Genomic DNA, 8,401 nt, shown 5'->3' on the forward strand with positions numbered 1-8,401 from the left:
ATGCGCTTGCGCTTTCCCTTTCCCTCTCACGCGTTGAGCCGCCGTTCGCTGATACCGCGCTCGTAGAAGTCGATGGTCTCGTCAGCCATGCCGTCGACCGTGAAGCTGGCATCGGTCAGGAGGCGCCCTGCAACGCCGAGTTGCACGCGCAGCCTCGGGTTATCGATCAGGCGGGCGATGGCCGCTCGCAGCGCTTCAATGTCGTGCGGCGGCACCAGCAGGCCGTTCACGCCGTGCGTGATCAGCTCCGGCACGCCATCGACATCCGTACCGATGACCGGCAACCCTGCTGCCATAGCCTCAATATAGGACTGCCCCAATGCTTCCTGATGCGTTGGCAGCACGAAGAAGTCGCAGCCCCGCAGCACATTTGGAATGTCCGTGCGAAAGCCGAGCAGATGGACACGATCGCTAATCGCGAAACCGTCGACGATACCCTTGATCTTGTCGAACCACGGCCCGTCCCCGGCCATCACAACGTGCAGGTTCGGACGTTCCGCGAGCATGGGCCGCACCGCATCGATCAGATCCTCGTGGCCTTTTTTATCGCGCACGATTGCAACCATGCCGGCGATGATCGCGTCTGCTCCGAGCCCGAGTTCACTGCGCAACGTGGAATGCGAAAGGGCCGGGGGTTTGACGATGCCGTCGTAGATGGTTTCAACGCGGCTCTTCGATACACCCGCTGAAATCAGGTACTCGCGCACATGACGGCTCACTGCAATGACGCGATGTGGAATCCACGTGTAGGTGGCAAGCGAACTGATGGGCAACGCGAGGTGGCGCGTGCGAACCACGAGCGGCGTACCGGTAAGCCGTCCCGCAGTGCCTGCAACAATACTGTCGTGGCCGCTATGCGTGTTAAGGACATCGAAATTCCGGCGTGTCAGCAGTGCCTTGATCGTCAGCATGGACGCGACATCCGCACCGCCTTTCATCCTCGCGTGGTGGACGGTGAAACCTTCCTCCTTCGCGCGCACTCCGAGGCGGGCATCGACAGGGCAGACGACTTCCACAGCGTGACCGCGGGAGCGCAATACGATCATTTCCTTGAGCGTCCTGTGTTCCTGGCCACCCCAACCCCCGGACGACTCGCTATGTAGTATGCGCAATGCTTTCATCTGTTCGCTGCTCCCGGGCAGTACGTAAACATTCTGTTGCGGTCGTAATATATCGTAATAATCCGTAAAAAACCGACTCAATTTTAAAAATTTACGATATCGATGTTGGGGTTACAAAACCTTACCCAGCCTGTGCATTCAGCGGATTGAAAGCCGGAGAAATGCAAACGTTTGCGAGACGTAAGGATGGTCTCTTTTGTGTTGATCGTTAGCGATCAGCCTCTTGAATGCGGGGGAATCAGCGAGCGAATTCGTTCGGACTAGGAACGGAATCTTGCTACTGAAGCAGGCCAGACAAAGAGCCGGATGCAGCTCACAGAACTTGGCGTTTGCGAGAGGGGTTGCCGCTGAGGTGGACACAAGGTAAACGGATAAGACGCCCGCTGATCAGGCGAAATCCTAGCCTGAGAAAGCATATGTATTGCGTATGGCAACAGCCGATAGAATATATTTTACATTCCGTTCAACGCTTTGTACTCTGTGCGCTTTTCCGGCCGCTCAAGTCGGCACACCGGGGAAATTCACTTGGGGCGTCTTTGCCTGACAGGAGCGTTGAATGTTTCAACCTTGGCCGCATCACCCTCTATTGCGCATGTTGCTTGCAGCCATTTGCTGCGTTTCCGGCACCCACGCGTTCGGACGCGAAATAGCGCTGCATCATTCCTCGCCGGACAGTGTTCGGGCTGTGGAGGTATCGTCGGCGGGTGAGGGCGTTGTAGAAGACCTGCCTCTGCAAGGCGGAGGTTTCCAGCGTGTTTTGTACGCCCCTGCCACGCGCGAAACAAAGGGCATCATCGTGATGTTCCCGGGTGGCACGGGCGAGATCGACATCGAGAAGAGCGGCCACGTCAAGAACGCGAAGAATTTTGTCGTTCGATCGGACGATTTCTGGCGTGACCGGGGTTATGGCGTTGTCCTGGTCGATGCGCTGGATCACCAGTCCATGCGAGGGCAGCGAAGTGGCGCCGCGTACGCAGAGGTAACGAAAAAGATCATTGAGTTTGCACATGGACAAGCGAATGTCCCTGTATGGGTGCTTGGCACCAGCCAGGGATCCATTGCTGCCATGAACGCCGCATCGCATGCCGGTGGAACTCCTCTTGCCGGTTTGATCCTGACCGAGTCCGTGTCCATTCTCGGCGGCTCACACGAAACAGTTTTCGATGCACATCCTGCCGATGTCCGCGTGCCTTCACTTGTTGTCGCTAACGTGGATGACCGATGCAAGGTCGCGCCGCCCTCCATGGCGCAGTCAATCGCGCAATCGATTCGCCACGCCCCAACAACAGTCCTGACTGTTAGCGGCGGCACGCAGCGTACCCAGGATGATTGCGGCTCCCTGACCCCGCATGGCTACTATGGAATAGAAGAGAAGGTAGTCGATGGCACTGTGGACTGGATGCAGAAGACGCAAAAGCGGCCTTGATTAAGGGGTTTCGTGATTGCTCCAAACCGGAATCTGTTGTCCGGGTTTGACTTATGATTGAGGTCCATAAAAGCAAAATTGCCGGCCATGATTCCTGACCCTTTGCATGCTACCCAGCCCACGCTGACCGGTCCCACCATCGAGCTTCGTCCTTTGCAGTCATCGCATCAGGAGGCATTGGTGCACGCTGCGTCCGATGGTGAATTGTGGACCATGAAAGTGACGGTCGTTCCCGGTCCCGAGACGGCAGGGCAATACATTGCCACTGCGCTGGCAGGTCAGCAGGCCGGAACGGTGATGCCGTTTGTTATCGTCAAGCGAGAGACCGGACAAGTGGTGGGCAGCACCCGGTTCTGGAAGATCGATCGCGTTAATAGAAAGCTCGAAATCGGCCACTCCTGGCTGAGTGCCTCGGTGCAACGCTCGGGTGTCAATACTGAAGCAAAGTACCTTCTTTTGACCCACGCATTCGAAGCCATGAACGCTGTGCGCGTCCAATTTACGACGGACGAGCTGAACGAAAAATCCCGGGCGGCGATCTTGCGCATTGGAGCGAAACAGGAAGGCATTGTCCGGCACGAGCGCATCATGCCCGACGGCCGCAAACGCAACTCGGTGCGGTTCAGCATCATTGATTCCGAGTGGGCGGAGGTAAAGGCGTTACTGCAGCAGAAGATGCGCTTGAAATAAAATCGAACCGGCAAAATATCAGCGCTCATGCGGTGCAGAAACACTTACTGAAGTCCCGCAATACATCGTCTCGAGCAATGCGACGGTTGCCAAGGCCAAGGCTACGGTTTCGGTCGGATACACGGGTCAGTAACGCAAGATGCAATCACGCTTGACGGGCCGCTGGACTGCGTAGCCCGTCAGCAAAAAGCCAATGTCTAGCGGTTGAACGCCAGGCATTGGCTTTTATGGACCCGGTTCTGGGTTCAGTTCAGGCTCAGGTAAGCAAGCTCTCCGCGGGCACGTAGGTATAACCGAGGGCGCGTGCAACGGCCTTGTAAGTGACGTGTCCCTCGCATACGTTCAAGCCGGCCCGCAGATGTGGATCGTCCGACAACGCGCGCCGCCAGCCCTTGTCCGCGATTGCCAGCGCGTGCCCGATCGTCGCGTTCGTGAGCGCAAACGTCGAGGTTCGCGCCACCGCGCCCGGCATGTTGGCCACGCAGTAATGCACGACATTGTCTACGACGAAAGTCGGATCGGTATGGGTCGTGGGCCGGGACGTCTCGAAGCAACCACCCTGGTCGATGGCGACATCGACAACAACAGCGCCCGGCTTCATATGCGAAATCATGTCGCGGGTCACGAGCTTCGGTGCGGCAGCACCGGGGATAAGCACGCCGCCGATCAGGAGGTCGGCGGCGTGCGCCGACTCTTCGATTGTCTGCACGTTCGAGCATAGCGTGGTGACGCGGTTGCCGTAGATCACGTCCAGTGCCCGCAGACGTTCGAGGTTCTTATCGATTATCGTCACGCGGGCGCCCATGCCCACTGCAATCTGCAACGCGTTGGTACCGACCACGCCTGCACCAATGATCACCACTTGTGCAGGTGCCACGCCGGGAACACCGCCGAGCAGCAACGCCATCCCTCCCTTCGATTTCTCCAGATGCGCCGCGCCTGCCTGGATCGACATGCGGCCGGCGACTTCGCTCATGGGAGCGAGCAATGGTAAGCCGCCCCCAGGGCCGGTGATGGTCTCGTAAGCAATGCAGACTGCCTTGGAGTCGATCAGGGCTCGTGTCTGCTCCGGGTCGGGCGCGAGATGCAGGTACGTATAGAGAATTTGCCCCGCGCGCAGCATTGCGCATTCGGCAGGTTGGGGCTCCTTTACCTTGATGATCATCTCCGCACGCGTGAAGACCTCCTGCGCTGTGTCGACCACAGCGGCGCCCGCAGCCTTGTAGGCATCATCCGATAAACCGATCTCCGCGCCCGCCGCGGTCTGGACGACAACTTCGTGCCCGTGAGACACCAGCTCGCGAACGCCCGCGGGCGTCAGCCCGACCCGATATTCATGGTTCTTGATTTCTTTCGGCAGACCGATAAGCATGATGCACTCTCCTCCAGGGAAGTCCGGTACCGGCGTCCGCGGCCGTGGACGCCCAAGCGAACCCTTGTACGCGGATACCAGGCAATCCGCAGCCGCCAAGGGTGATACTACTGCAAGCCAGGGCGGTCGCCGCCGCGCATTGACGGTGGCTGACGGTGCCCTCTGCCAGATTATTTTGGGGTGTGTCGAGCTGTATGTTTTGCCGTTGGCTGTGCGTAGCTCATTGCCTTCCTCCGGAATCATGGGCAGCGGCAACACGAGCGCCACTGCTGATTCAAGATACCGCACAGTGTGATCGCAATCCGATGTCCCAGGACGATGAAAGTGCCGGGGTTTTCCATGAGACGGCCGAGGGCCTTCGCAAATGCGCCCGTAGTCAAGCGCATTAACGATAAGACGTGCATGACTGGTTTTTTTTGCGGATTCCGGCTCTGCGAAGTGTCTGGAATACCCGCCAAGCGGTCGTTAAGCCTAATGCGTTGTTCCAGGACATTCGGGGCGGCGAGATTGCAGTCGACGGTGGCTTGGGACAGATTTAATGCCGCATCACTCTCGCGGCGCCGGCACGGACAGCACCTCGCCCGCGCGTGCGTGCTGTGCGTGCGCGAGGCGTTTGGTGGTCCATTGCACGGCCATTGCCAGGACGGCGGCTTCGACGAATGCCAGGGAAGCCGATTGTCTGGGAAGCGTGAAGATAAGGCAGAGGCAGAACGCGGCGAATGAGAACCGGCCGAGTACCATGCCTCGCAAAAGCGACACGACGAAGTCAGGGCCGTGCGCCCGATGAGACGAGACGGAAAGCACGATCCCCAGTAGCGGGAACACGGCAAGAAGTCCGCTCCATTTGGGCCCAAGCGCAGACGATAGCGTGGTGACCGCGACCGTTAGCGCAGCGCCCGCAATCATGCGTCCGATGAGGTCGTTGCTGCTAAGCGGTGCAACCCTCGCAACGGCATTGCTGCGAGGAAGAAACGTCTGTCCAAACGCGACGGCAATAAGCGCGGCCGCGATCGCCCAGGCCGGGGATGCCGGCATTGAAGCCAGCGCAATTGCTGCTACGAGCCAGCTTGCCAGTCCAGCCGTCAGGGCGAGGGGCCAGGACCGCGATCGGCAGGTCCATGCATAAGCGAAGTTGAATGCCTCGGAGGCGAGTACGGCGGACAGGGACAGGGTAGCCGCATGCGCTCCGAAAACCGGTCCGTGATCCAGGACCAGCAGGAACAGGATAGGCCCGGCAACAAAGGGCAATCCGGCGAGCCAGCCTGCGATGGTGGGCCCCCACCATTTACCCGACATGGAAACGACCAGGAGAAAGAATGGGACCAGCGTCAGCTTTAGCGCGAGCATCGCAAGCCAGGTGGATTTAAAACCGGATCGTACATGAATTCCCAATTCGCACCCTCGAACATCAACAACAGACAAAGGCGGTTGAAGAGAATAGTTTCTTGTGGATAGGCGATCAATCTCGCATGTTGGGCGCGCAAGATGCCAAGTCATCCGGCCGGCCATGACCCGCTCGCCGTGCCGAAGTATTTCCTGAGCCGCTAAAGAGAATAGAATTTGCCCGGGCGGAGCTTGGCTTATCGCACAAGCCCCGCATCAATCGACCAAGGTACACAATCGATCATTCATTGCGTGGTCGCAGAAGATTCGTGCAGGAGAACCCGGGGCATGTAACCCGTTGTCTAAAGTCGCCGAAGTAACATACAGGTCGCCCTTTTATCTTCCGGCACCGCGACAGCGCTTGACGACAATTACAGATGCCTTTCGAGGAGAAGCGTCACCAGATGGATATCAATTTCGAATGCACGATGTGCGGCAAATGCTGCCACGACCTCAAGCTGCCTTTGAGCATCGACGAAGCGCTCATATGGCTTGAGCGCGGCGGCGAGGTCCAGTTTCTCTGTGAAGCCGTGCCCTGGCCTGATGAGCCGCCTGCCGACAACCTGCAGGCGCAGCATAAGCGGCGCCGGTCGTTCGCCGCTGCCAGCGGCGAGTTGCCCGTGCGGGTGGTCGTGGTCCTGGCGGCATCGTTCGAGGGTGCGTGTCCGCACCTGCAAGCGAACCTGAGTTGCGGCGTGTATGAGCAACGCCCGACTGTCTGCCGGATCTATCCTGCGGAGATCAATCCGTTCATCGAGTTGAAGCCCGAGCAGAAGGAATGTCCGCCGGAAGCGTGGAGCTCGGACAAGCCGCTTCTGATGAGCGCACATCGCGTGGTCGATCCCGAGACGTTCGCGTTGATTGCCCAATCGCGTGCGGCAGACGTCAGCGACGCCCCGGCGAAGGCGCGCGCATGCGCCGATCTGGACATCGATGCGGCAGCGCTGGCCAACGAGGGGTTGGTGGTGCACTCCCCGCCTGGCGAGCTCGCCATAGCGGCGTTGAAACGTGCTCGTGAGCACCGTGACGCAGATGAGGACGTGCCGCAGTGGAAGGTCGTGTCGAACCGTCGCGAAACGGTGGACACGCTCACGTCCATCGGAGCAACAGGCGTCCATTACGTCAAAGCCGACGCGCCTGCGTTCGATTATCTCGGGTTCTTTCCCGCCTCAGCGTGATCCTCGATCGATCCTCCGGCCAATCGATCAGGATTGAGCCGGCCTCAGTGGGTTTGCCGACCTCACGCTAGGTCGCCTCCCGGACAGCACGCAGGCACTGCTGCGTGCGCTCATGTTGCGGTGCTCCGAAGAACTGCTTCGGCGCCTGCTCAATGATCTTGCCTTGCGAAAAGAAACACACGCGGTCCGCGGATTCTTTCGCAACTCCCATCTGGTGAGTCACGATCAGCATGGCGAGATCATGCTTGCGGCCCAGCCTCCGAATCACGTTCAGCACTTCACTCCATAACTCGGGATACATCGTCACGAAGGTCGTGAAGAGCATGTCGGACAGCGTTCCGGACTGGGAATAGACATGGGGTTGGTCGCTCGCGCCGGTGGACGGGGTGCTAGATTTTGAGGTTTGTGGGTGGGGTTGGTGGTGGGGTGTCAGGTTCCTGCGTTAGCGGTCGGGGTCAGTGCCGGGTTGCTGCTTTCAGCGTTAGTGGTCTGCTTGAGTTGGCTATTTTCTTTATCACTGTTAGCCACTGCGCGTGGCGGCGCGTCATTTCTTTGTCCAAAGCGACAAAGAAACGAAGCAAAGAAAACGCTTTCAGAACGAGGGCTCGTAAGTTGACCTAGCGTGCAGTTTCCGCGTTTTTGGTACCCCAAAAGCACGGTGCTCGCCAGAACCACCGATGTGTGAAACCCTCCTTCTCGCGAATTCTTACACGCACACGCTTCGCCCCGTACGCTCTCGGGCAAGCACTATTGCCAAGGAACCCGCACCGCTCACGTCCATTTGGTGCCGCGGCTCTTCGCGGGTTAGCTGCTTGGTCGGCATGATTGACGCGGTTGTTTTCGTTGGTAGGGCCTCGTGTATCCGGGTGGCCTTGTTTCAAGGCGGGTTGGCGACGTAGTTCGGCATGCGTACAAATTCGTAGATGGTTGTCCGCGGATAGCGCGGGGTGAACCTTTGGCAGGTTCAGTCACTGGTGGCGAAGCGTGTGGGTATCCGTGTTCGGAGAAAGAGGGTTTCACACATCCGTGGTTCTGGCGAGCACCGTGCTTTTGGGGTGCCAAAAACGTGGGAATTGCACGCTAGGTCAACTTACGAGCCCGCGTTTTGAAAGCGTTTTCTTTGCTTCGTTTCTTTGTCGCTTTGTAACTAGTCAGCAGCTAAAGGCGAGGGAACGTGTCCAGCGAAGCTGAGAGCGAGCGCGGCCATGAGCGGGCGACGTTGTTTGCGCAG

The 8,401-nt window shown here is 58.7% G+C and carries 6 protein-coding genes and 1 pseudogene; 3 read left to right on the plus strand and 4 right to left on the minus strand.

All coding sequences use genetic code 11. The annotated features are described in order from the left end of the window. Positions 1–26: 26 nt before the first annotated feature. Positions 27–1,121, minus strand: a complete 1,095-nt coding sequence (locus FH08_RS0121270; RefSeq protein WP_031360290.1) for a glycosyltransferase family 4 protein — start codon at positions 1,119–1,121, stop codon at positions 27–29. Between the two features lie 556 nt (positions 1,122–1,677). Between FH08_RS0121270 and FH08_RS0121275 the strand changes: the two genes are divergently transcribed. Further along, on the plus strand, positions 1,678–2,547 hold the full coding sequence (locus FH08_RS0121275) for an alpha/beta hydrolase (protein ID WP_200878772.1): 870 nt from the start codon (positions 1,678–1,680) through the stop codon (positions 2,545–2,547). A gap of 87 nt (positions 2,548–2,634) precedes the next feature. Beyond that, a complete protein-coding gene (locus FH08_RS0121280; protein ID WP_031360292.1) occupies positions 2,635–3,237 on the plus strand; it encodes a GNAT family N-acetyltransferase in 603 nt (200 codons plus the stop codon). Between the two features lie 256 nt (positions 3,238–3,493). Here FH08_RS0121280 and ald read toward each other — a convergent pair whose 3' ends face one another. Then, the gene (ald, locus tag FH08_RS0121285) at positions 3,494–4,609 is read right to left on the minus strand and encodes an alanine dehydrogenase (protein ID WP_031360293.1); all 1,116 of its coding nucleotides are present in this window, start codon (positions 4,607–4,609) and stop codon (positions 3,494–3,496) included. Positions 4,610–5,155: 546 nt separating this feature from the next. Further along, positions 5,156–5,956, minus strand: coding sequence for a hypothetical protein (locus FH08_RS0121290; protein WP_051888407.1), 801 nt, complete (start codon positions 5,954–5,956; stop codon positions 5,156–5,158). Positions 5,957–6,396: 440 nt separating this feature from the next. Here FH08_RS0121290 and FH08_RS0121295 point away from each other — a divergent pair, with 440 nt between their 5' ends. After that, positions 6,397–7,170 (plus strand): YkgJ family cysteine cluster protein, encoded by a 774-nt coding sequence (locus FH08_RS0121295; RefSeq protein ID WP_031360295.1) that lies wholly within the window; start codon positions 6,397–6,399, stop codon positions 7,168–7,170. 67 nt (positions 7,171–7,237) lie between these two features. On the opposite strand, the pseudogene FH08_RS0121300 reads toward FH08_RS0121295, so the two are convergent. Continuing rightward, positions 7,238–7,465 (minus strand): annotated as a pseudogene (locus tag FH08_RS0121300) (ectoine/hydroxyectoine ABC transporter ATP-binding protein EhuA); the annotation flags it as partial. Positions 7,466–8,401 lie beyond the last annotated feature (936 nt).

This window comes from Caballeronia sordidicola (assembly GCF_000729995.1).
Lineage (GTDB): Bacteria > Pseudomonadota > Gammaproteobacteria > Burkholderiales > Burkholderiaceae > Caballeronia > Caballeronia sordidicola_A.

Bases quoted from the DNA above. Each gene is read 5' to 3' on its own strand.
- FH08_RS0121280 (WP_031360292.1), top strand. From the start codon at position 2,635: ATGATTCCTGACCCTTTGCATGCTACCCAGCCCACGCTGACCGGTCCC.
- FH08_RS0121290 (WP_051888407.1), bottom strand. From the start codon at position 5,956: ATGCTCGCGCTAAAGCTGACGCTGGTCCCATTCTTTCTCCTGGTCGTT.
- FH08_RS0121270 (WP_031360290.1), bottom strand. From the start codon at position 1,121: ATGAAAGCATTGCGCATACTACATAGCGAGTCGTCCGGGGGTTGGGGT.
- FH08_RS0121275 (WP_200878772.1), top strand. From the start codon at position 1,678: ATGTTTCAACCTTGGCCGCATCACCCTCTATTGCGCATGTTGCTTGCA.
- ald (WP_031360293.1), bottom strand. From the start codon at position 4,609: ATGCTTATCGGTCTGCCGAAAGAAATCAAGAACCATGAATATCGGGTC.
- FH08_RS0121295 (WP_031360295.1), top strand. From the start codon at position 6,397: ATGGATATCAATTTCGAATGCACGATGTGCGGCAAATGCTGCCACGAC.